Origin of the sequence: Rothia nasimurium, assembly GCF_928381415.1 — a bacterium.
Classification (GTDB): Bacteria; Actinomycetota; Actinomycetes; order Actinomycetales; family Micrococcaceae; genus Rothia; species Rothia nasimurium_H.
Window position 1 is genome coordinate 42,180 of record NZ_CAKMSF010000001.1, and the last position, 21,902, is coordinate 64,081.

Here is a 21,902-nt window from a genome sequence, read left to right on the forward strand (position 1 = left end):
TTAAAGCTTTGGAAGGTGCTCCAGTGAAATTTACTGTCGAACGCGATACTTTGGCCGAGGCCGTCAGCTGGACTGCCCGCTCCCTCTCCCCCCGTCCGCCTGTACCGGTACTCTCTGGCCTGCTCATCAAGGCAGCAGCCGGTGAAGTGTCTATCGCCAGCTTCGACTACGAGACCTCAGCCAAACTCAACATCGCAGCCGATATCGCTGAAGAAGGCGAAGCCCTGGTATCTGGCCGTCTGCTTGCCGATATCTGCCGTTCGCTGCCCAAGTCTGACGTGCTCTTTGAACTGCGTGAGGGCAAGGTTCACCTCTCCTGCGGTTCTTCTAACTTCAACCTGTCGTCCATGCCTGTAGCTGACTACCCCGAGCTACCTGCCCTCCCCGCGGTATCAGGTACCGTTGAGGGCTCTGAGTTCGCCAAGGCTGTTACCCAGGTGTCGGTAGCAGCGTCGAAGGACGACACCCTGCCGATTCTGACCGGTGTACGCATGGAAATCGAGGGTGACCAGATCACCCTGCTCGCAACCGACCGCTACCGTCTGGCCATGCGCGAGCTGACCTGGAACCCCGCAGACGCTTCTATCTCAACCGCTGCGCTGGTCAAGGCTAAGACTCTTTCTGAGGTCGCCAAGACCCTGGGTGGTGCAGGGGAACTGTCCATCGCCCTGTCAGATGCCCATGAGCTCATCGGCTTTGAATCTGACTCCCGCCGTACCACCAGCCTGCTGGTCGATGGCGAGTACCCCAAGATTCGCTCCCTCTTCCCCGAGGTCACCCCGGTGCACGCTATCGTCCGCACCTCAGACCTGATGGAAGCCGTCCGCCGTGTCTCCCTGGTCGCTGAGCGCAACACCCCCGTCCGCCTGGCCTTCAGCCAGGGCCAGGTCACCCTGGACGCCGGCACCGGCGAGGACGCCCAGGCAACCGAGGTGCTGCAGGCCCACCTGCACGGCGACGACATCACCGTAGCCTTCAACCCCAGCTACCTCTCCGAAGGTCTGCACACCTTCGCAGCCAACAAGTTTGTGCGCTTCTCCTTCACCGACCCCCGTAAGCCCGTTGTGCTTTCTGAGCAGGAGGACTGGCAGGCTGAGGACGAGAAGAACTACCGCTACCTGCTCATGCCTATCCGCCTGCAGAACCAGTAAAACCGCAGGTCAAACCGCTATCTCAAGGAGGGCGCGCTGTACATCGACCACCTTTCGTTGATGGACTACCGCACCTACCAGCTCCTGACTCTCCCCCTCACCCCCGGCGTCACCGTCTTTCTCGGGTCAAACGGGGTGGGCAAAACCAATATCGTTGAAGCCATCGACTACACCGCGCAGCTGGCTTCTCACCGGGTTAGTCAGGACGCCCCGCTGGTACGTGTGGGCGCTGACCGCGCCTACATCCGCACCCGCACGGTCCGCGGCAACCAGCAGACCGTCCTTGAGTTTGAACTAGCCCCCGGCAAAAGCAACCGGGTACGCATCAACCGGGCGGCGCCCGTCCGCGCCCGTGAAGCCTTAGGCGTCACCCGCACCGTGCTTTTCTCACCCGAGGATTTGCAATTGGTGAAGGGGGACCCCGCCGGGCGGCGCCGTTTTCTTGATGATCTGGCGGTATCCCTGCGCCCCTCTGTTGCCGCCTACCGGGCGGACTACGAGCGGGTTTTGCGCCAGCGGAATTCCCTGCTCAAATCCATGCGCTCGCGGCGCAGCACCGGGGCTGAGGACACCTACACCCTGGAGGTCTGGGACAAGCAGCTGGCGGACGCAGGCGCCCACCTTCTGCAGGCCCGGTTGCGCACCCTGGCCCTGCTCCTACCGCAACTACAGAGGGCCTATGCCGAGCTCACGGACGGCTCCAAGAGTGTGAGCCTGGTGTACGACTCCACTGTTTTCCCGCCGATTTCATCTAACCTTCTGCCGTCCGCCGCCCTGATGGGGGTAGATGATCTGCGGGAGGCTATGCTGCGCGGTTTTGCCGATAAGCAGCGGGAAGAGCTGGAGCGCGGCGTGACCCTGGTGGGACCCCACCGCGATGATCTTGCCCTGGAACTCGGTGGCATCCCGGTCAAGGGCTTTGCCTCCCACGGGGAAAGCTGGTCGTATGCCCTGGCTCTGAAGCTGGCCTCCTGGTATGTGCACCTGGCAGATAACGATGCTCCCGGTGCTTCCCCCATCTTGATTCTTGATGACGTCTTTGCTGAGCTCGATACCGCCCGCCGCCATAAGCTGGGTGCTATTGTTGCCGGTGCTGAACAGGTGCTGGTGACCTGCGCTGTCGCTAGCGATATTCCGGAGGAACTGGGTCGTATCACCCTGGTACGGGTGGAACCCGGCCGAGCTTGGGTAGAACCTTCACCACTAGGTAATATTCCAGAAAAGGAATAGATTGCTGTGCGGGATAATATAGCTCAAACGGAATATGGTGCGGAGGCTGTAGATGCCCCCCACGCCCTGCTCAGCCGCATTCGGGCTGCCAAAGAAGCCCGCGGTGAACACCGGGTGCAGGGTGCTGCCGGTCGGAAAATTATCAAGGACTTCGGCCGCGTCATGAACGCTGAGCCCGGCACCAAAGTGCGCCGCTATGCCTCAACAGAATCAACCGGCCAGCTGGGGGGCTATACCGGAGCCGGCCCTAGCGCCCGCGACCCGCAGAGCCTCGGCGGCCTGCTCGACCGCGTCATTATGGAGCGGGGCTGGACCACTCCCCTGGCGGTTTCCTCGGTCATGGCCCGCTGGGACAAACTGGTCGGCCCCCAAATCGCCTCGAAAGCCACCCCCGAGAGCTTTGAGGACGGGGTGATGACCGTCCGCTGCGAATCAACCGCCTGGGCCGTGCAGATTCGCCAGATGAAATACGACATCATGCGCCGCTTCAACGGGGAGCTGGGGGACGATGTTGTCAAAGACGTGCGCGCCTTTGGGCCAGCAGCCCCCTCCTGGAAAAAAGGACGGCGGGTTGCCCCCGGCGGGCGCGGCCCCCGCGACACCTACGGGTAGAAAACCCAAGAGCGCAAATTACAAAAATCGTTTCTGCGCCCCTGACCCCCTGACCCTGTGAGAACCCACAGCATCGGGGTTCCGGTCGCTCTAGCAGCGAGCTAGGGCTCTTCTGGCCCTAAGTACCCCTCTAAAACATCACAAAACAGGTTCAAAAATAGCCCTGTGCGGTAGAATTGAGAGCAGAATACGCGCGCCTGCCCGCCCGTACAGTAGCCCCACCCCGCCGCCTTGAGCGCGGGCGTCCGCGCTGAACGGCCGCCGGTGCGAGACCGACCATGCAAGGAGCCTAACTACCTGTGGCAACTGAAGAAACCTCCCACGAATACGGCGCCGCCGACATCACGGTCCTCGAAGGCCTTGAAGCCGTGCGCAAGCGCCCCGGTATGTACATCGGTTCAACCGGCGAACGCGGCCTGCACCACCTGGTCTACGAAGTCGTTGATAACTCCGTCGATGAGGCCCTGGCAGGGCACGCCGACCTGATCGAGGTCGTCATTCAGAAGGACGGCGCAGTGCGAGTTGCCGACAACGGGCGAGGCATTCCCGTCGATGAGCACCCCACCGAAAAGAAGCCCACCGTCGAGGTCGTCATGACCATCCTGCACGCCGGTGGTAAGTTCGGCGGCGGCGGCTACGCGGTCTCCGGCGGCCTGCACGGTGTGGGTATCTCCGTTGTTAACGCGCTTTCGACTAAGGTCGAAACCGAGGTGCGCCGCCAGGGCTACAAGTGGCACATCAGCTACGCCAACGGCGGCCATACCGTCAAGCCCCTCACCCGCGGGGAGGCCACCGACGAAACCGGCACCACCCAGACCTTCTACCCCGACCCCGAAATCTTCGAAACCGTCGAATTCGATTTCGAGACCCTGCGCGCCCGTTTCCAGCAGATGGCCTTCCTGAACAAGGGCCTGACCATCCAGCTCACCGACGAACGCGAGCTGCACGAGGGGGATGAAGTCACCGGCGAAGAGAAGCCCGAGAAGCTGCCCCTCAACCAGGTGGGTGCCGATGCCAACGGCTACAAGACCGTCACCTACATGTACAAGGACGGCCTCTTCGACTACGTGAACTTCCTGAATACCTCCAAGAAGCTCACCACCGTGCACGATGACATCATCGCCTTCGAAAGCGAAGATACCGACCGCATGATGAGCCTGGAAGTGGCCATGCAGTGGACCACCGCCTACAAGGAATCGGTGCATACCTACGCCAACACCATCAACACCCACGAGGGCGGCACCCACGAAGAGGGCTTCCGTACTGCTCTAACCACCCTGATCAACCGCTTCGCCCGCGACAACAAGCTGCTGCGCGAGAAGGACGACAACCTCACCGGTGAGGATGTCCGCGAAGGTCTGACCGCCGTGGTCTCTGTCAAGATCTCTGAGCCCCAGTTCGAGGGTCAGACCAAGACCAAGCTGGGTAACTCCGAAGCCAAGGCTTTCGTTCAGCGCGAGACCATGGACCAGCTGGGCGACTGGCTGGAACGTAACCCCGGTACCGGTAAGGAAATCGTCCGCCGCGCTATCACCGCAGCCCAGGCCCGCCTGGCTGCCCGCAAGGCCCGCGAAACCACCCGCCGCAAGGGTCTGCTTGAAACCGGCTCCATGCCGGGCAAGCTCAAGGACTGCTCATCCAAGGACCCCTCAATTTCAGAGATTTACCTGGTGGAGGGTGACTCCGCGGGCGGTTCAGCCGTGCGCGGCCGCAACCCCGAAACCCAGGCTATTCTGCCCCTGCGCGGTAAGGTGCTGAACGTCGAGCGCGCTCGCCTCGACCGCGCCCTGTCTAACGCTGAAATTCAGTCACTGATTACCGCCTTCGGTACCGGCATCGGTGAGGACTTCGATATTGAGAAGGCCCGCTACCACAAGGTCGTCCTGATGGCCGATGCCGACGTGGACGGCCAGCACATCACCACCCTGCTGCTGACCCTGCTCTTCCGCTACATGCGTCCGCTCATCGAAGCCGGCTACGTCTACCTGGCTCAGCCCCCGCTGTACCGCATCAAGTGGTCCAACGCCCCGCACGACTACGTCTTCTCTGACGCCGAGCGCGACGCTGCCCTGGAAGCCGGCTACGCCAAGAACCAGCGCATCCCCAAGGACAACGGCATCCAGCGCTACAAGGGTCTGGGCGAGATGGACTACACCGAGCTCTGGGACACCACCATGGACCCCGAACGCCGCACCCTGCTACAGGTCAAGATGGAAGACGCCGCAGCGGCTGACCAGATCTTCTCCGTGCTGATGGGTGAGGATGTCGAGGCCCGCCGAGAATTCATCCAGCAGAATGCAAAGGATATCCGCTTCCTTGATATCTAGGGCTTTTTAGTGTGAATTAAGCGCTATATAGCCAATATGGAATATAAAAATCAAGGACGAAAAACGAGGAACTTATGAGCGACGAGAACACCACCAGCTCACCCCAGCCCGTCGAGGGCGATATCGTTGCAACCGACGCAACCCCGGCACCTGCCGCCGGCAACGTTGAGGTTGTAGACCTGCGCTCCGAGATGGAGCGCTCCTACCTGGACTACGCTATGGCCGTCATTATCGGCCGTGCCCTGCCCGATGTGCGTGACGGACTCAAGCCCGTGCACCGCCGCGTCATCTACGCCATGTACGACGGCGGCTACCGCCCCGAGCGCTCCTTCAACAAGTGCGCCCGCGTGGTTGGTGAAGTCATGGGGCAGTACCACCCCCACGGCGACGCCGCTATCTACGACACCCTGGTGCGCCTGATTCAGGACTGGGTCATGCGCTACCCCCTGGCGCTCGGTCAGGGTAACTTCGGCTCCCCCGGTAACGACGGTGCAGCAGCTCCCCGTTACACCGAAACCAAGATGGCCCCCCTGGCCCTCGAAATGGTACGAGATATCACCGAGGACGCCGTGGACTTCCAGCCCAACTACGACGGCAAGAACCAGGAACCGGTCGTCCTACCCTCCCGCATTCCCAACCTGCTGGTCAACGGCTCATCAGGTATTGCGGTTGGTATGGCCACCAACATCCCTCCGCACAACCTGCGCGAGGTAGCTGACGGTGTGCAGTGGTTCTTGCAGAACCCCGAAGCCTCCAATGAAGAGCTGCTGGAAGCCCTCATTGCCCGCATTAAGGGCCCCGACTTCCCCACCGGCGCCACCATCCTGGGCCACAAGGGCATCGAGCAGGCCTACCGCACCGGCCGCGGCTCCATCACCATGCGCGCTGTGGTCAATGTTGAAGAGATTCAGGGCCGCACCTGCCTGGTTGTCACCGAGCTGCCCTACCAGGCCAACCCCGATAACCTGGCCATCAAGATTGCTGAACTGGTCAAGGACGGCAAAATCACCGGTATCGCCGACCTGCGCGACGAAACCTCCGGCCGCACCGGCCAGCGCCTGGTCATCGTCCTCAAGCGCGACGCCGTGCCCAAGGTGGTGCTGAACAACCTCTACAAGCACACCCAGCTGCAGGAAAACTTCTCCGCCAACATGCTGGCGATTGTGGACGGCGTGCCCCGCACCCTTTCCTTGGACGCCTTCATCCGCCACTGGGTCAACCACCAGCTCGAAGTTATCGTCCGCCGCACCCGCTACCGTCTGCGTCAGGCCGAAGAAGAAGCGCATATCCTGCGCGGCCTGCTCAAGGCCCTCGACGCCCTCGATGAGGTCATCGCGCTGATTCGCCGCTCCCCCACCGCAGATGACGCCCGCACCGGCCTCATGGACTTCCTCGACATCGACGAGGCCCAGGCCCAGGCCATTCTGAACATGCAGCTGCGCCGCCTTGCCGCCCTGGAACGCCAGAAGATTCAGGATCGCCACGACGAGCTCATGCGCATGATCGACGAATACAACGCGATCATCGCCTCAGAAGACCGCCAGCGCTCCATCATCTCTGAAGAGCTGGCTGAAATCGTTGCCCGTTTCGGCGATGAGCGCCGCACCAAGATTCTCATGGGCTACGACGGTGACATGTCCATGGAAGACCTCATCCCCGAGGAAGAAATGGTCGTCACCATCACCCGCGGCGGCTACGTCAAGCGCACCCGCAGCGACCAGTACCGCTCCCAGCACCGCGGTGGCAAGGGCATCAAGGGTGCCTCCCTACGCGGGGACGACGTGGTTCAGCACTTCTTCGTCACCTCCACCCACTCCTGGATTCTCTTCTTCACCAACCTGGGCCGCGTCTACCGCACCAAGGCCTACGAGCTCATGGAAGCCGGCCGCGACGCCAAGGGCCAGCACGTGGCTAACCTGCTGGCCTTCCAGCCCGATGAGACCATCGCCAAGGTTATGGAGCTCAAGTCCTACGAGGACGCCCCCTACCTGATTCTGGCCACCAAGAACGGCCTGGTGAAGAAAACCGCCCTGTCGGACTACGACACCAACCGTGCCGCCGGCGTCATCGCCATCAACCTTCGCGACGGCGACGAGCTGGTCTCAGCCCAGCTGGCCAGCGCCGAGGACGACCTGCTGCTGATCTCCCGCCAGGGCCAGTCCCTGCGCTTCACCGCCTCTGACGAGGCTCTGCGACCCATGGGTCGCGCAACCTCCGGTGTGACCGGCATGAAGTTCCGCGACGGTGACGAGCTGCTCTCGGCCAACGTCGTCACCGACGACTCCTTCGTCTTCGTGGTCACCGCTGGCGGCTACGCCAAGCGCACCCAGGTCGACCAGTACCGCGTACAGGGTCGAGGCGGTCTCGGCATCAAGGTCGCCAAGCTGGCAGAAGACCGCGGCGAGCTCGTCGGTGGCCTGATTGTGGGCGAAGAGGACGAGGTCATGGTCGTCATGCAGTCGGGCAAGGTCGTGCGTACCTCGGTCTCAGAAGTACCGGCCAAGGGTCGCGACACTATGGGTGTCATTTTCGCCAAGCCCGGCAAGAACGACGAGATCCTCGAAGTCGCCCGCAACTACGAGCGCAACATCGATGAGGCAGACGACACCGACGAAAACGGCGCTGAAAGCCCCGAAAAGCCGGCAGATGAAGTACCTTTAGAAAACAACACCACCCCGGCAGTAGCCGACACCGCAGACGCACTTGGAGGTAAGAGTGAGCACTAAAAGCACCGGAACCGCACCGCGGCCAGCGCCGCGAGCCGGCACCCCGCGCGCTGCCCAAGGTAAGGCACGCCCCCAGAGTGCGGCGTCCGCAGGTGCCCAGCGCAAGCCGCTGGTGCGCCCCGCCCCCCGCTCCAAGATTCGTCGCGCTCGCCTGGTCGTTGCCAAGGTAGATACCTTCTCGGTCGCCAAGCTCGTCTTCCTGCTCTCGGTCGCCATCGGTATCGCTACCGTGGTTGCAGCCGTCATTCTCTGGCTCGTCATGCAGGCCACCGGCGCCTTCCAGAGCCTCAACGACCTGCTGACCCTACTCGGTACCACCGGTGACGCCGTAGACATCTCCCAGTACCTCTCACTGGGGCAGGTGGCTCTCTACAGCACCATCATCTCCGTGGTGAACGTCGTGCTCTTCACCCTGCTCGGCACCCTGGCAGCCATGCTCTACAACGTGGCAGCCAAGCTGGTTGGCGGCGTGGGCGTAACCCTCACCGACGAATAAACCAAAACCCCTGTTCAGCTTCGTGGCGCCCTGCAAACTCAGGGTGCCACGAAGCTTTTAAACACCCCTTCAGGGTGTGTGTCTCAGAACACGCCATTTCGATTTGGCAAGGTGTCAAAACCTGTGTAAAGTTATATCTCGTTCTGATGAACACCAAGGGCGTATAGCTCAGACGGTTAGAGCGCTACACTGATAATGTAGAGGTCCCAGGTTCAATTCCTGGTACGCCCACTCACCTTGGTTGAAAGGTTGACATGAAGAAATTTATGGCAATCACGCTCGCTGCGCTGGCAACAGCGGTAGCAGCAAAGAAAGCTAAGGATTCTCAGGAGAATAAAAAAACTTGGGAAGAAGCTACAGATAAAATTTCATAGGTAGCACCCGATGGGGGCGTGGCGCAATTGGTAGCGCACCTGCTTTGCAAGCAGGGGGTTAGGGGTTCGAGTCCCCTCGCCTCCACTCTTCGGTGATTATAGCAAGAGGGAAACACCCGGCCCCATCCCGAACCCGGAAGTTAAGGCTCTTAGCGCCGATGGTACTGCACTGGCGACGGTGTGGGAGAGTAGGTCATCGCCGAATTAAATTTGGTAAGGAACCCCCAGTCGAAAGACTGGGGGTTCCTTTTTCTATAAACACTAAAAATTTATTCCGATAGTTCTCTAGGATAGGTATAGAGCTGTCGTCGGCAGAGTCGCCGGTGAGGCTCGGGGCTGCCTGCAATGACTAACAGCACAAGCGACTCTAGTCTGTTATGGCCCTGAAATAAGCAGAGAAGCATAAGAATAGAAACCGTGACTACAGAACTCATCATTCTGGTGATCGTAGTGCTCACCGCACTAGCCTTCGACTTCACCAACGGCTTCCACGACACAGCCAACGCCATGGCCTCATCTATCGCCACCGGCGCCCTCAAGCCCAAGGCGGCTGTCGCTCTCTCAGCCGTCCTTAACCTCATCGGCGCCTTCCTCTCCATTGAGGTAGCTAAGACCGTCGGCTCCGGCCTCATCGACCTTGAAACTGCCGGCGGCGGCCCCAGCCTCATGCTGATCGTCTTTACCGGCCTGGTGGGCGCAATCCTCTGGAACGTCTTCACCTGGCTGCTGGGCCTGCCCTCCAGCTCCTCTCACGCCCTCTTCGGTGGCCTGATTGGCGCAACCCTGGCATCGCTGGGTGCAAGCGGCGTGCTCTGGAACGGCGTGCTGATGAAGATTATCGTCCCCGCCCTGATGGCCCCGCTCATCGCTGGCGTTGTTGCCGGCATCGGCGCTGCCATCATCTACGCGCTGACCAAGAGCGTGCCCGGCGACCAAAAGAAGAAGAACTTCCGCTTCGGTCAGATCTCTGCCGCTTTCCTGATGTCTCTGGCTCACGGCACCAACGACGCCCAGAAGACCATGGGTGTTATCTTCCTAGCCCTGGTGGCCGCCAACGAAATCAACCCCGAAGCGGATATTCCCTTCTGGGTACGCCTAGTCTGCGCCCTGGCTATCGCCCTGGGTACCTACCTGGGTGGCTGGCGCATCATCAAGACTATGGGTAAGGGCATTGTCGATATTGAAGGCCCTCAGGGCTTTGCTGCGGACGGCTCATCGGCAGCTATCATCCTGACCTCCTCCCACTTTGGCATGGCCCTGTCTACCACTCACGTGGCCACCGGATCCATCATCGGCTCCGGTGTCGGCCGTCGCGCCAAGGTGAGCTGGTCAACCGCCCGCCGTATGGTCATCGCCTGGATTATCACCCTGCCCGCCGCTGGCTCCGTCGGTGCGCTGACCTGGTTCGTGGGTAACGGCATCAACTCCATGACCGGTAGCGCCTGGATGGGCGAGGCAACCGTCTTCCTCATTCTGGTTGGCTTCTGCTTCTGGATGTGGGCTCACTCCCGCAAGAGCGCCGTCAGCCACATCGATATGCACTCGGGTGAGGCTGTCACCGCCCGCGAGGTGCACACCGAGTCGATTCCCACCGTGAAGGCTGGTTCCTAAATGTTGATTGTTGATATCTTCCACAAGATTTATCCCGTCTTCCTGGCCGGTCTGGGCTTTGGTGCTGGCCTGCCGATTCTCTACGCCCTGGGTGTACGCCTGATGAGCGGCACCGCTGTAGAGACCCCCGAGGGTACTGTCTACACTGAGCCTGCCCCTGCGGCCCGCGCTGCCGCCTACGTGCTGTTTGCGGTACTGGCTTTGGCTGTTGTGAGCGGTATTCTCTGGATTGCCAAGGACTTCATCTACGCCTACACCGGCTTCAACTTCCTGGGAGCTGTAGGCTAAATAAAAGGGTTCTGTATATAGACGGCGGGGGCTGGTGGTTTGTAACCACCAGCCCCCGCCGGTTTTAAGGGGCGGACGCCGGTGGGCTGGTGTCTTGTTTTGTGAGGGGAGGCGCAGGTAGGGTGCGAAGTATGGTGCTCAACGACCTTCCCTTACGCAGTATCACCGCCCGTAGCGATTTCGAGCCGCTCACCGGCGTCCGCGCCCATACCTGGCCCTATAATCTTGCGGTCACCCGGGCGGCGCTCGCAGGGCTCACCTTTGGGCAACTCACCATCATTGTGGGAGAAAACGGGGCCGGTAAATCCTCCCTCGTGGAATCCATCGCAGAAGCCTACGGCCTGCCTCTCGGGGGCGGGGATAACCGGGTTGCCCGGCCTACCTATGAGCAAGCCTCCGCCTTCGGCGCTGACCTACAGGTTATACGCGGGGTCGCCGGACGCCGGGCAGGGCTCTTCCTGCGAGCTGAGGGAATGCTGGCTCATCTGGAACACATGGCCAGCTTCGGCTCAACACAGGCAGTCGATATTCTGCGCCTCTCCCATGGGGAGGGTACCCAGCGTTTACTTAAAGAATCCTTCGATGATTACGGCCTCTGGATCCTTGACGAACCCGAATCAGGCCTATCTTTCTCGGGGCAGCTTGAACTGTGCGCCCGCGTCCTTGCCTTTCTTGAGCGAGGCGGGCAAGTAGTGCTCTGCACCCACAGCCCGCTCCTTGCTGCGCTCGCTGCACGCCGCAATGAACTGGTGTGGGAAATAGGGGAGTGGGGGATCCAGAAACTGGCCTGGGCTGAGCTCGATATGACCACCCACTGGCGCAATATGCTCGATGACCCCGACATGTACCTGCACCACCTTGGATAAACCGGGGTGGAGGGTCTGTTTTTCAGGTTTTTATCTAAAATCTGTGGCGGATCTAACCGTGCATTTGGTAGAATTGGTTTGCGCGTGCAAAAAACCTGTAGTAAGGTAGAAGCATAACACCACGGGGGCGTGGCGCAATTGGTAGCGCACCTGCTTTGCAAGCAGGGGGTTAGGGGTTCGAGTCCCCTCGCCTCCACTCTTCGGTGATTATAGCAAGAGGGAAACACCCGGTCCCATCCCGAACCCGGAAGTTAAGGCTCTTAGCGCCGATGGTACTGCACTGGCGACGGTGTGGGAGAGTAGGTCATCGCCGAATTAAATTTGGTAAGGAACCCCAGTCGAAAGACTGGGGTTCCTTTTTGTATGCGCAGTTCTTTTGGCGAGCGTGCATGATATCGCTGAGCGTGCGCAGGGCGGGTGCACGCTCAGCGATATGGCGCACGCTCGCGTCCGCCCACCGCTCGCGTCCGCCCGTCTCTGTCATAAATAGCCAGAGGCAACCCTGTGTAGGTAAACTAAACACTTCAAAAGTAAGTAGTATTGCAATCTCTGTGATTGCAGGTGCAAGGACGCACCAGCGAGAACAAAGGCAAAACCATGTCACCACAAGCAGTTGGCTTCGCCCTCCTTATCCTCGGCGTAGCCCTTCTCATCGGCAAGATTATTCGAGTCAAAGTGGGCTGGGTACAAACCCTCTTTTTGCCCAGCTCCATCGTGGCGGGCGTCCTGCTACTCCTGCTCGGCCCGCAGGTTCTTGGCCGCTTCTCCGGCCCCTGGGGTGAAAACGGCCTCTTCACCGACGCTATGCTCACCACCTGGGGCGCCCTCCCCGGGCTGCTGATTAGCGTCATTTTTGCCACCATGTTCCTGGGCCAAGAACTCCCCACCCCCAAGCGAGCAGTGCAACTGGCCGGGCCCCAGCTCTCCCTGGGCGTAGCGCTGGGCTCTGGCCAGTACGTGGTGGGTCTGCTGCTTGCGTCCCTGGTGCTCGTGCCGATGTTCGCAGCATCCCCCATGACCGGTGCCCTGATCGAAATCGCCTTTGAAGGCGGGCACGGTACCGCTGCCGGTATGCGCGGAGTGATGGAAGATCTCGGCTTCGGTGAAGGCGCCGACCTGGCTGTCGGTCTGGCAACCGTCGGTATTGTGGGAGGCATCGTCATCGGTATCGCCCTCATCAACTGGGGTGTGCGCACCGGCAAGACCGAAATTCTCAAGGGCGATGCCAAGATGTCGATTGCCGAGCAGAAGGGTCTCTTCCGCGAGGACGAGCACTACTCGGCTGGCACGATGACTTCCCGCCCGGCGTCCGTTGAACCGCTCTCCCTACATATGGCGATTATGGCTCTGGCCGTGCTGATTGGCTGGCTGATCTTGGAGGCCCTGCGTTGGATTGAGCAGCAGACCTACGCCTCCGTCATGCTGGATGAGAATACCCCGCTTGAAATTTTTGCCTATGTGCCGCTCTTCCCCATGGCCCTGCTCGGCGGCGTTATCGTGCAGATGGTTGCTAAGGCGGTTGGCGCTGACTCTATCATTGACCACCAGATGATGCTGCGTATTCAGGGCTGGGCCTTGGACTTCCTCATCGTTGCCGCTATCGCTAACCTCTCCCTGCAGGCTGTGGGTGAGAACATCGCCGTCTTCGCCATTCTGGCGGTAGCCGGTATCGGCTTCAACGTGGCCATGTTCCTCTGGCTGGCTCCACGACTGATCGGCCGCTACTGGTTCGAGCGCGGCATCGGCGATTTCGGCCAGTCTATGGGGGTGACCGCCACCGGTCTGATTCTGATGCGCGTGGTGGATCCCAAGGGCGAGTCTCCCGCCTTTGAGGCATTTGGCTACAAACAGCTGGTTTTTGAGCCCTTCTTCGGCGGTGGTCTGGTGACGGCCCTGGCGGTACCCGTCATTTACCTGACCGGCATCTGGCCCCTCTTCTTCGTCATGCTCGCTATCTTCATTATCTCTATTGCGGTGGGCCTGATTTTCCTGCGCCCCAAGGAGATGAAGGATCGCGAGCGCCACACCCAGCAGATGCAGCAGGTTAAGGCTAAGGACGCTTAGGCGCGGACCGGGTGCCCCGGGCGCGGGAGGGGCTCTGCTAGGCTGAAAACACCATGACCCACCCATACCCAGAACAGCCTTTGAGCACCCCACCTGGGGAAACTGCGTCCGTTCAGACCCCGCCCGGGCAAACCGTGCCAGCTCCGCCTGTGCCGGCCGAAGCCGCGCCCGCCAGTGTGCCTCCCCAGACGCCTGCTGCCGCCGCCCCTGACGTTGAGAATAAGTCCTACACCCGGCGTAATATTCTGATTCTGCTGGGTGTGCTGGCTGTTCCTACGGTGCTGGTTCTGGCGCTCGTGGCTTATTTCGCGGGATCCCACAGCCACATGACGCTGGGAGGTGGGAGCATTTGGGATTCGTCGCTGCTGGCCGATGACGGCTCATCAAACTCAGACGCTACCTGGCTCAGCGTTGCCGATACCGGCAGCATAGAGTCGGGGGCGCTCGCCGAGCACCTAGCCCAAGCGGTGCCGCAGCTCGGCGGTACCAGCGGAATCTTCCAGCGGGAATCCACCCACTCCACCTATATTCACCTGCCGAGCGGTGGCTCCATCAGCATCGACAGCCACGAGGAAATCCCCATCACCCTCTCAGCCGAGACCTGGCAGGAAATCCTCACGCGGGCGTCCGACGAGCGCATGGGGTCGGTGCGCGTTTCCGCACGCGGGGCTGACGAATACGAAACCGAGGCGCCCTGGGTTGAGGTCACATACTACCTCTACGGGGATAAGGGCTCAGACCAGCAGGCTCTCCTTGCAGATATGGCCAGCTGGGAGCCCCTGGACGGGGTAGATATGGAAAGCGTCTCGTACATGGACGAGATAAAGCTTGATACTGATACGGTGCAGGTTTTCGCCTTTGGGCCGCTGAGCGAGGTGCAGGCCTGGTCGAGTTCTGCCGCCCCGATTGCCCAGGCATTCGCGGCGCACACCGAGGGGCTAGAGGTCGTGAGCATCAACAAATACCGGGACTCTACCAACTACTTCGTGACCGCTCGCTTTGATAGCTACGCAGGCGATACGGATGCCGCCCGCCAGGCCATGGTCGAGGGTGTACAGGGCACAGCAATCGGTGGCGCTTTTGACCTTGACCTGATGGATGCCACCACCTCGGCCTACTACTTCGAGGGCCGGTGGGACGTCTACGCATCAGAAACCTCAGAATAAGCCCCCCTACAGCAAAGGCCCCGGCCTCCCTGAGCGGGAGCCGGGGCCGGGCGTCCGCGCTCGCGGTGAGCGAGCTAAGGACGCGGGCTGGTGGTTTGTGAGGACTAGGCAGCGGGGGTCTTCCAGGGGTCCTCAACGGGGCGAGAAGCCTTGAAAGCGGCTGCGCCAGCGACAGCGCCAGCAACCAGCAGACCAAAGACCAGCAGGCCCTTGTTGCCGCTCTTAGAAGCCTTCTTCTGCTCCTTGGCGTAACCCTTAGCGGCCTTAACAGCAGCCTTCTGAGCCTTCTTCAGGGCCTTCTTGTCGCCGGTGACCTTAGCAGCAACAGTCTCAACCTGGGTGGGGACCTCAGCGTCGGAGAGCTTATCTGCAACGGTGGTGACAACGTCAGCAGCCTTAACGCGGGCGGTTGCTACAGCGTTTTCAACGGCGGGGGTGACGTCGTCGATGGTGTGCTGAATCTTGTCGGCCAGGGTGGACTGGACCTTCTCCAGCTTCTTGGAGCTGTCCTTAGCAACAGACTGGGTTGCCTTGGAGATGCTCTTACCCTGCTTCTCAGCAGCCTTCTGCAGCGCTGAAACCTTCTTGCCGGTCAGCTTCTCGGCGCGAGCAGCCTTCTTCTCGGCCAGGGCGGTCAGCTTGTCAGCCTTCTTGCCGGTGTTCTTAGCGGCCTTTGAGAAGAACTTCTCTGCCTGCTTCTGAGCTTTCTTAGCCTTGCTCTTCTTGCACAGTGCCATGGTTGTTTCCTCCATGTGTGGGGCTGCCCCCTAATCTAACTCGTGAGTTTGAGTAGAGTGCGGTGGCAAGCAACTTACATTTAGTATCAGCTTACTTTCTAAAACCGTAAAAGTGCTTTGAGACGGCACAAAAACCCTCGTGTTTCTCTGCCCGCTAAAGTTAAGGGCTCCTGAAGGGTTGGCGGACGCTGGTGCGCACCCGCTCGAATGCGACGTGAATTCCCGAGCGGGCTTCGTCTTTAGGGCTAACGTTGTGCGATAAGAGTAAAGATATGCCAAAACTTCTCACCAGTGAAAGTTTTTCCATGGTGGGCTTTTTCATCGAAATGCAACACGGTGAAATCTTCTAATGAGTCCTCAACCCAGCTACGCTCTACCGTGGAGATAAGCGGTTGTTCGGCCCACGAATCACGCGGACCAAGAAGGTCGACTGCGAGGATACCGCCGGGAGCTACAGCATTGAGTATGCGTGACCACGCAGCAGGAAAATGCTCTGGTGGGCAAAAGGGAAGTGCGAAACCGGAGTAAATGAGATCAAAGCTGTGCTTATCAAAGACAAAATCTTGGGCAGTTGCTACAGAATGCGACCAGCGTTTTAGATAGTCGGGGTCTGCCTGCATGATGGTGCTCTGAATGAGGTTCTCACTGTGCGCGTCAGGCTCTACAGAATGAACCTCAAATCCGTGAGAGAGAAGTTTGGCAGTTTCTACTCCAGCGCCAGCGCCCAGGTCTAGAGCCCTACCCTTGCCTGGTGAATGGCAGTAGCTCAGCGCCTGTATAAGGAGAGGGCGGACAGGACGGCCTGCTTGCGCCTGATTGTACTTAGTCCAATGGTTTTCGTCGGAGGAAAGCATGTTTTGATAGTAGCCAGCGGAAATATGGCATACAAGATATTACGTGAGCTGAATGTGGGATAAGCGCTGTTTCGCGGCCGACCTAGCTAGAAGGCTATGGCTGTAGGGCTACCCTGTTCTAAATCTTTCTAAGGCGTTCTAAAATATTTTTTAGAACGCCTTAGAAAGATTTAGAAAGCAGCGAACGATGAATCAAGACCTCAATCCCTTCACCCCCGGAGCAGGGCTCACACCGCCTGAACTCACAGGTCGAGACCAAGAAATCATCGACTTCGACAGGCTCGTAGCCCGCAGTAAAATGCGCCTGACCGATAGAGGGCTTATGCTCTACGGTTTACGCGGAGTCGGTAAAACCGTCCTGCTTCGCAGACTAGAAACCCATGCAGAACGCTCCGGCTGGCTCACCCTCAGACTCGAAGGGAGCCTTACTTCCTCTGCCCAAAAACAGCTTCGTATCAAACTCGCACGAGATCTTGCCCAGCAGACCAGGGTAGTCACCCAAGGGCACACTGGAAATGCAATACAGCGAGCAATCGCCTCTATTGCCGAACTATCACTGACGCTGGGCTTTGCCCAAGCCCGCCTAGTGCTCAAACCTAAGACTGACGAACCTGCCTTCACCACCGGCGTCCTCGACATAGACTTCCCCGAAGCAATCTTGAACCTGGCAGAAGCCCTCAAAGAACTTCCCCAGCCTAAAGCTATCGGTTTTTTCATTGACGAAATCCAAGACCTCGACAGCGAACTGCTCGATATGCTCCTGACAACCCAGCATGAGGCGGGACAACGGGAACTACCTTTTTACATCATCGGGACTGGTCTACCCTCAATGCCCACCCGTCTAGGGGAAATCAAAACCTACGCTGAACGCCTCTTCAGCTACCGCGAAATAGGTGCTCTTACCCCGGATGCGACCCGGCGGGCTTTCATCGAACCTATCCGCAGGCCCGGCGGTCACATCGTAGCAAGCGCCCTCGAAAAAGCAACCGTAGCCTCGCAGGGCTACCCCTACTTCATTCAGCAGTACGGGCAGGCTATCTGGAACTCTGCCGCCCAACAGACCATCACCGACGACGATGTGCTTGCTGGCCTTGCCGTAGGGCGAAGCGAACTAGATAGCGGTTTTTACCTCACCCGCTGGCAGCGGACTACCGGTGCAGAACAGGACTACCTGGTTGCTATGGCCCGCGTGATGAAAGGTCAGGTCGCCCGCACCGGAGAAATCGCAGAGACCCTGGATAAGACAGCTAACGGAACCAGCGTGGTGCGTAAATCCCTCATCGAAAAAGGGCTGGTGTACTCGCCGGGTGTAGGCCAGCTGGCCTTTACAGTGCCGGGAATGCAGGACTTCGTGCTGAGACAGGCGGGGCAGGTATAGGCCGCCCGCCGGCGTCCGCCCCTTTCACTCACCGCAAAAGCTCAGGTCATATCTAGCGGCTGCCCACCTGCCCGTGCGAGAATAGGGGCATGACTGCAACTGCAAAAGCAACTATTCACACCAACCACGGTGACATCGTCGTTAACCTCTTCGGTAACCACGCACCGCTGACCGTCAAGAACTTCATCGGCCTGTCCGACGGCACCCAGGAATGGCGCCACCCCCGCACCGGTGAAGTACAGGAAGGCCCCCTCTACAAGGACGTCATCTTCCACCGCATCATCCGCGACTTCATGATCCAGGGCGGCGACCCCCTCGGTCAGGGTATCGGCGGCCCCGGCTACCAGTTCAAGGACGAAATCCACCCCGAACTGAGCTTCAACAAGCCCTACCTGCTGGCTATGGCCAACGCAGGCCCCGGCACCAACGGCTCCCAGTTCTTCATCACCACCGTTGAGACCCCCTGGCTCAACGGCCGCCACACCATCTTCGGTGAGGTTGTAGATGAGGACTCCAAGAAGGTCGTTGACGCCATTGAAGGTGTAGCAACCGGCGCTATGGACCGCCCCGTCGAGGATGTCGTTATCTCATCCATCGACATTGAGCAGCTCTAAGCTCTAGAAGCTGCTGAGGTAAAGGCCCGCCCGCCCTGGGTGGGCCTTTGCGCTACCCCTAGAAAAAATTTTCGTGAGCGGCTGACGCCGCAGGTGAAAGGACGAGCCCGTGAGCGAGCAGGTCGGTAGGTACGGCTATTCCAGTGATGAGACTCCGGTATGCCCCCGCCACCCTGATCAGGTGACCTATGTGCGGTGCGGACGCTGCGGGCGGCTAGCCTGCGGGCAGTGCCAGGTGCCGCTTGAGGTGGGCATGATGTGCGTGGACTGCCTGGCAGAAGCGCAACGCTCGGCACCGCGTATCCGTTACGCTAAGGCCCGCCCCACTATTACATATGCTCTTATCGGTATAAATAGTGTGGTGTGGATTTTGCAGTTCTTCTTCGCTAGCATCACCACTTTCGGTATCTATAACCCCCTCTACGTGGAATACACGGGGCAGTGGTACCGTCTGCTGACCTCGGGCTTCTTGCATTCTCCCGATAACATCAGCCACCTGCTGCTCAATATGTTTACCCTCTACCTCTTCGGCCAGGCCCTAGAACCCTTGATGGGGAAGGGGAAGTTCCTCGCAACCTACCTGCTCTCAATCATTGGTGGGTCAGCGGCTGTGCACCTGCTGGCCTCGGTGCTGGGCGGTATGGACGTGAGCACCCTGGGGGCATCTGGCGGCGTCTTTGGCCTCTTTGGAGCCTTCTTCGCCCTCTCTCGGGCCCGCCAGCAGAGCACCAGTAGTATCGTGATCCTGGTGGCGATCAACTTCGCTTTCGGCTTCCTCATGCCGGGTATCTCTTGGGAGGCTCACCTCGGTGGCTTGGTGACCGGTGCCCTGGTCGCTGCTGTTCTTGACCGGCTGCCGAGTCGCCCGCGTAGGCCGTAAAAACAGCACAAAAAGAGTGAGGGTCCACCATTACGGTGGGCCCTCACTCTTTGTCCACAGGACTTATCCACAGCTGTTAATAACTACAGGGGTGTAATTCCACAGATGTTAAAAACCTGTGCACAGCACCAAAAAGCTTTAACTGCCGCCTGTAATTACACCGGTGTAAGAGATTTCCCCAGTTTTATCCCCACCTGTGGATAACTCCTATCCGCAGGGTGTAGAAAACCTGTAATTCCAAAAAATTACTCGGCAGGTACTACGTCACCCGTGAGGGCATCAACCTTGACCGACCCCAGGTCGTTGCCGCGGGCGTCCTCAAAATCAACCTCCCACACCAGGGCACCGTTCTGGTCATCAAGATCAAGGTCGGTGGCAACCTGCCCGCCGCGACCCTCAGCGGCGGTGCGGACGGCGTCCGCCGCCAGAACCTGGGCAGTAGCAGCACGCGCTACATCCTCGGCATCCTCGCTGGTTTTCTCATCAGCAACAGACCCATCTGCAAAGAGGGTGAACTCATGCTTGATTCCGTCAACCACTATGGCAAGGTCGAAACTATCTTGGGTTTCATCCTCTTCATCCACCTGCACCACGATGCCACCGGGGCGGGCAGCCAAACCCTGCTCAAGCGCAGTAAGCAGGGCTCCCGTTTCGGCAGGGCCCTCAAGGGTAGGGGAGGGGCTGGCAGATGTAGTTGCCTGGCTGCTTGTGGCAGATGCGCTGGTAGCAGCTGCACTGGTGGTTGCTGCAGAGGTTTGAGGGGCGCTGGTCTCGGCGCTCCCTGAACCACACGCTGCAAGTACCAGCGCCGCTACTGCCGCTGAAGAAGTGAAAACAGTCTTTTTCATAGAAAACATCATGCGCTCATTCTTTCAAGCCAACATGAAACCAGGATTAAACGAGGCTTAAACCGCTACTTGCCTGAAGCTTCAATCAGCTCAGCTACGGTCTGCGGGGCGCTTGCAGCTGAGGCAACAAAAGACTGCTCAGCGGTGCGGACGGTCGGCACCACGGCATTACCGTCATTGACGCTCTTAACGTAGGCCTCGGCGTCCGCGTCCTCCCAGATATTCACCCAGAGGGCTCGCTCACCCATCTCGCCCAGGCCGGCGTCCAGGCGCTGGCAGAAAGGGCACCCCGGGCGCCAATAGATTGCGACGCCACCCTCGGCGACAAAGGTTTCGGGGCTCTGTTGCAAAAATCGTGAAGCTTGAGCATGCTTGGCGGAGATTGGACGGACGGAACGATGACGGATTTCAAGTGGCGCCATTTCCAGGGTGATGTGATCCTGTGGGCGGTGCGCTGGTATTGTCGCTATCCGATCAGCTATCGCGACCTTGAGGAAATGCTGGCGGAACGCGGCATTTCGGTCGACCATACGACGATCTATCGCTGGGTCCAGTGCTACGCCCCGGAGATGGAGAAGCGGCTGCGCTGGTTCTGGCGGCGTGGCTTTGATCCGAGCTGGCGCCTGGATGAAACCTACGTCAAGGTGCGGGGCAAGTGGACCTACCTGTACCGGGCAGTCGACAAGCGGGGCGACACGATCGATTTCTACCTGTCGCCGACCCGCAGCGCCAAGGCAGCGAAGCGGTTCCTGGGCAAGGCCCTGCGAGGCCTGAAGCACTGGGAAAAGCCTGCCACGCTCAATACCGACAAAGCGCCGAGCTATGGTGCAGCGATCACCGAATTGAAGCGCGAAGGAAAGCTGGACCGGGAGACGGCCCACCGGCAGGTGAAGTATCTCAATAACGTGATCGAGGCCGATCACGGAAAGCTCAAGATACTGATCAAGCCGGTGCGCGGTTTCAAATCGATCCCCACGGCCTATGCCACGATCAAGGGATTCGAAGTCATGCGAGCCCTGCGCAAAGGACAGGCTCGCCCCTGGTGCCTGCAGCCCGGCATCAGGGGCGAGGTGCGCCTTGTGGAGAGAGCTTTTGGCATTGGGCCCTCGGCGCTGACGGAGGCCATGGGCATGCTCAACCACCATTTCGCAGCAGCCGCCTGATCGGCGCAGAGCGACAGCCTACCTCTGACTGCCGCCAATCTTTGCAACAGAGCCGGTTTCGGCGGCAGCGTGGGTGGAAGATGTGCTCGGCATGCAATGCTCCTTTTGTGAAAAATATGGCCTAGTGCCCGATATAACGCACTACGAGGGCAGATATTCCCGCTGCGGCTACTTGGGCGGAACACTCACGCCCGGGCCTAGATACAAGTATCGCCGGGCCCCACGATTATCGTGAGAACCCGGCGATGTAGTGCCTCAATGGGGTGAGACTAGTCCTTCTTCAGGGAATCCTTGATGCCGCTGATGGCGTCCTTAGCCTTATCGACACCGTCTGAGATGGTCTGCTTGGCTTCATCGACCTTGTCCTTAGCCTGGGCCTGAACCTGGTCGGCCTTGCCCTCAGATTCGAGGCGGTCGTCGCCGGTCAGCTTGCCGCCGGCTTCCTTGGCCTTGCCAGCCAGGTTGTCGAGGCCGTTTTCAATCTTGTCTTCTGCAGCCATGGTGGCTCCTTTCATCT

General features: G+C 59.7%; 21 protein-coding genes, 3 tRNA genes and 2 rRNA genes. 21 read left to right on the forward strand and 5 right to left on the reverse strand.

Annotation, left to right across the window (positions count from 1 at the left end):
- Positions 1 to 23: 23 nt before the first annotated feature.
- The 17 genes from dnaN to L7A20_RS00310 all read left to right on the forward strand — a co-directional run bounded on the left by dnaN (position 24) and on the right by L7A20_RS00310 (position 14,911).
- The gene (gene dnaN / locus L7A20_RS00230) at positions 24 to 1,151 is read left to right on the forward strand and encodes a DNA polymerase III subunit beta (protein WP_237221979.1); all 1,128 of its coding nucleotides are present in this window, start codon (positions 24 to 26) and stop codon (positions 1,149 to 1,151) included.
- Between the two features lie 36 nt (positions 1,152 to 1,187).
- On the forward strand, positions 1,188 to 2,381 hold the full coding sequence (gene recF / locus L7A20_RS00235; protein WP_237222202.1) for a DNA replication/repair protein RecF: 1,194 nt from the start codon (positions 1,188 to 1,190) through the stop codon (positions 2,379 to 2,381).
- 6 nt (positions 2,382 to 2,387) lie between these two features.
- Positions 2,388 to 2,993, forward strand: coding sequence for a DUF721 domain-containing protein (locus tag L7A20_RS00240; RefSeq protein ID WP_237221980.1), 606 nt, complete (start codon positions 2,388 to 2,390; stop codon positions 2,991 to 2,993).
- Positions 2,994 to 3,292: 299 nt separating this feature from the next.
- Positions 3,293 to 5,320 carry a DNA topoisomerase (ATP-hydrolyzing) subunit B gene (gyrB, locus tag L7A20_RS00245; protein WP_237187034.1) on the forward strand — a complete coding sequence of 676 codons (2,028 nt, stop codon included), beginning with the start codon at positions 3,293 to 3,295 and terminating at the stop codon, positions 5,318 to 5,320.
- 74 nt (positions 5,321 to 5,394) lie between these two features.
- Positions 5,395 to 8,046, forward strand: a complete 2,652-nt coding sequence (gene gyrA, locus L7A20_RS00250) for a DNA gyrase subunit A (RefSeq protein WP_237221981.1) — start codon at positions 5,395 to 5,397, stop codon at positions 8,044 to 8,046.
- Positions 8,036 to 8,542 (forward strand): DUF3566 domain-containing protein, encoded by a 507-nt coding sequence (locus tag L7A20_RS00255; protein WP_237187036.1) that lies wholly within the window; start codon positions 8,036 to 8,038, stop codon positions 8,540 to 8,542. Before gyrA ends, L7A20_RS00255 begins: the two co-directional genes overlap by 11 nt.
- 157 nt (positions 8,543 to 8,699) lie before the next feature.
- Positions 8,700 to 8,773: transfer RNA gene (locus L7A20_RS00260), tRNA-Ile, on the forward strand.
- 23 nt (positions 8,774 to 8,796) lie between these two features.
- Positions 8,797 to 8,916: a DLW-39 family protein gene (locus L7A20_RS00265; RefSeq protein WP_221625849.1), complete on the forward strand. Its 120-nt coding sequence runs from the start codon at positions 8,797 to 8,799 to the stop codon at positions 8,914 to 8,916.
- Positions 8,917 to 8,928: 12 nt separating this feature from the next.
- A tRNA-Ala gene (locus tag L7A20_RS00270) sits at positions 8,929 to 9,001 on the forward strand.
- Between the two features lie 3 nt (positions 9,002 to 9,004).
- Positions 9,005 to 9,121: ribosomal RNA gene (rrf, locus tag L7A20_RS00275) — 5S ribosomal RNA — on the forward strand.
- A gap of 212 nt (positions 9,122 to 9,333) precedes the next feature.
- Complete coding sequence (locus tag L7A20_RS00280; protein ID WP_237221982.1) at positions 9,334 to 10,527, forward strand: inorganic phosphate transporter; 1,194 nt, start codon at positions 9,334 to 9,336, stop codon at positions 10,525 to 10,527.
- Positions 10,528 to 10,815, forward strand: coding sequence for a hypothetical protein (locus L7A20_RS00285; protein WP_237221983.1), 288 nt, complete (start codon positions 10,528 to 10,530; stop codon positions 10,813 to 10,815).
- Positions 10,816 to 10,946: 131 nt separating this feature from the next.
- Positions 10,947 to 11,681 (forward strand): AAA family ATPase, encoded by a 735-nt coding sequence (locus tag L7A20_RS00290; RefSeq protein ID WP_237221984.1) that lies wholly within the window; start codon positions 10,947 to 10,949, stop codon positions 11,679 to 11,681.
- Positions 11,682 to 11,804: 123 nt separating this feature from the next.
- Positions 11,805 to 11,877: transfer RNA gene (locus tag L7A20_RS00295), tRNA-Ala, on the forward strand.
- Between the two features lie 3 nt (positions 11,878 to 11,880).
- Positions 11,881 to 11,997 (forward strand): 5S ribosomal RNA (gene rrf / locus L7A20_RS00300).
- A 281-nt stretch (positions 11,998 to 12,278) separates the two neighbouring features.
- Positions 12,279 to 13,745, forward strand: a complete 1,467-nt coding sequence (locus L7A20_RS00305) for a sodium/glutamate symporter (protein WP_237221985.1) — start codon at positions 12,279 to 12,281, stop codon at positions 13,743 to 13,745.
- Positions 13,746 to 13,825: 80 nt separating this feature from the next.
- On the forward strand, positions 13,826 to 14,911 hold the full coding sequence (locus tag L7A20_RS00310; protein WP_237221986.1) for a hypothetical protein: 1,086 nt from the start codon (positions 13,826 to 13,828) through the stop codon (positions 14,909 to 14,911).
- A 104-nt stretch (positions 14,912 to 15,015) separates the two neighbouring features.
- Here the strand turns inward: L7A20_RS00310 and L7A20_RS00315 are convergent, their stop codons facing one another.
- Together L7A20_RS00315 and L7A20_RS00320 are read right to left on the reverse strand one after the other, a co-directional pair.
- Positions 15,016 to 15,648: a hypothetical protein gene (locus tag L7A20_RS00315; RefSeq protein ID WP_237221987.1), complete on the reverse strand. Its 633-nt coding sequence runs from the start codon at positions 15,646 to 15,648 to the stop codon at positions 15,016 to 15,018.
- 245 nt (positions 15,649 to 15,893) lie between these two features.
- Positions 15,894 to 16,502 (reverse strand): class I SAM-dependent methyltransferase, encoded by a 609-nt coding sequence (locus L7A20_RS00320; protein ID WP_237221988.1) that lies wholly within the window; start codon positions 16,500 to 16,502, stop codon positions 15,894 to 15,896.
- 187 nt (positions 16,503 to 16,689) lie between these two features.
- Between L7A20_RS00320 and L7A20_RS00325 the strand changes: the two genes are divergently transcribed.
- From L7A20_RS00325 to L7A20_RS00335, 3 genes are all read left to right on the forward strand, one after another.
- A complete protein-coding gene (locus L7A20_RS00325; RefSeq protein ID WP_237221989.1) occupies positions 16,690 to 17,880 on the forward strand; it encodes an ATP-binding protein in 1,191 nt (396 codons plus the stop codon).
- A gap of 89 nt (positions 17,881 to 17,969) precedes the next feature.
- Entirely contained in the window at positions 17,970 to 18,494 is a 525-nt protein-coding gene (locus L7A20_RS00330; protein WP_237197756.1) for a peptidylprolyl isomerase, read from the forward strand.
- A gap of 109 nt (positions 18,495 to 18,603) precedes the next feature.
- Positions 18,604 to 19,374 carry a rhomboid family intramembrane serine protease gene (locus L7A20_RS00335; RefSeq protein WP_237221990.1) on the forward strand — a complete coding sequence of 257 codons (771 nt, stop codon included), beginning with the start codon at positions 18,604 to 18,606 and terminating at the stop codon, positions 19,372 to 19,374.
- A 245-nt stretch (positions 19,375 to 19,619) separates the two neighbouring features.
- Here the strand turns inward: L7A20_RS00335 and L7A20_RS00340 are convergent, their stop codons facing one another.
- Positions 19,620 to 20,234, reverse strand: a complete 615-nt coding sequence (locus L7A20_RS00340) for a PepSY domain-containing protein (RefSeq protein WP_237221991.1) — start codon at positions 20,232 to 20,234, stop codon at positions 19,620 to 19,622.
- Between the two features lie 53 nt (positions 20,235 to 20,287).
- Positions 20,288 to 20,572 (reverse strand): glutaredoxin domain-containing protein, encoded by a 285-nt coding sequence (locus tag L7A20_RS00345; RefSeq protein WP_237187048.1) that lies wholly within the window; start codon positions 20,570 to 20,572, stop codon positions 20,288 to 20,290.
- Positions 20,573 to 20,620: 48 nt separating this feature from the next.
- Between L7A20_RS00345 and L7A20_RS00350 the strand changes: the two genes are divergently transcribed.
- Positions 20,621 to 21,385 carry an IS6-like element IS6100 family transposase gene (locus L7A20_RS00350; RefSeq protein ID WP_001389365.1) on the forward strand — a complete coding sequence of 255 codons (765 nt, stop codon included), beginning with the start codon at positions 20,621 to 20,623 and terminating at the stop codon, positions 21,383 to 21,385.
- Between the two features lie 269 nt (positions 21,386 to 21,654).
- On the opposite strand, the gene L7A20_RS00355 is transcribed toward L7A20_RS00350, so the two are convergent.
- Positions 21,655 to 21,885, reverse strand: coding sequence for a CsbD family protein (locus tag L7A20_RS00355; RefSeq protein WP_237198233.1), 231 nt, complete (start codon positions 21,883 to 21,885; stop codon positions 21,655 to 21,657).
- Positions 21,886 to 21,902 lie beyond the last annotated feature (17 nt).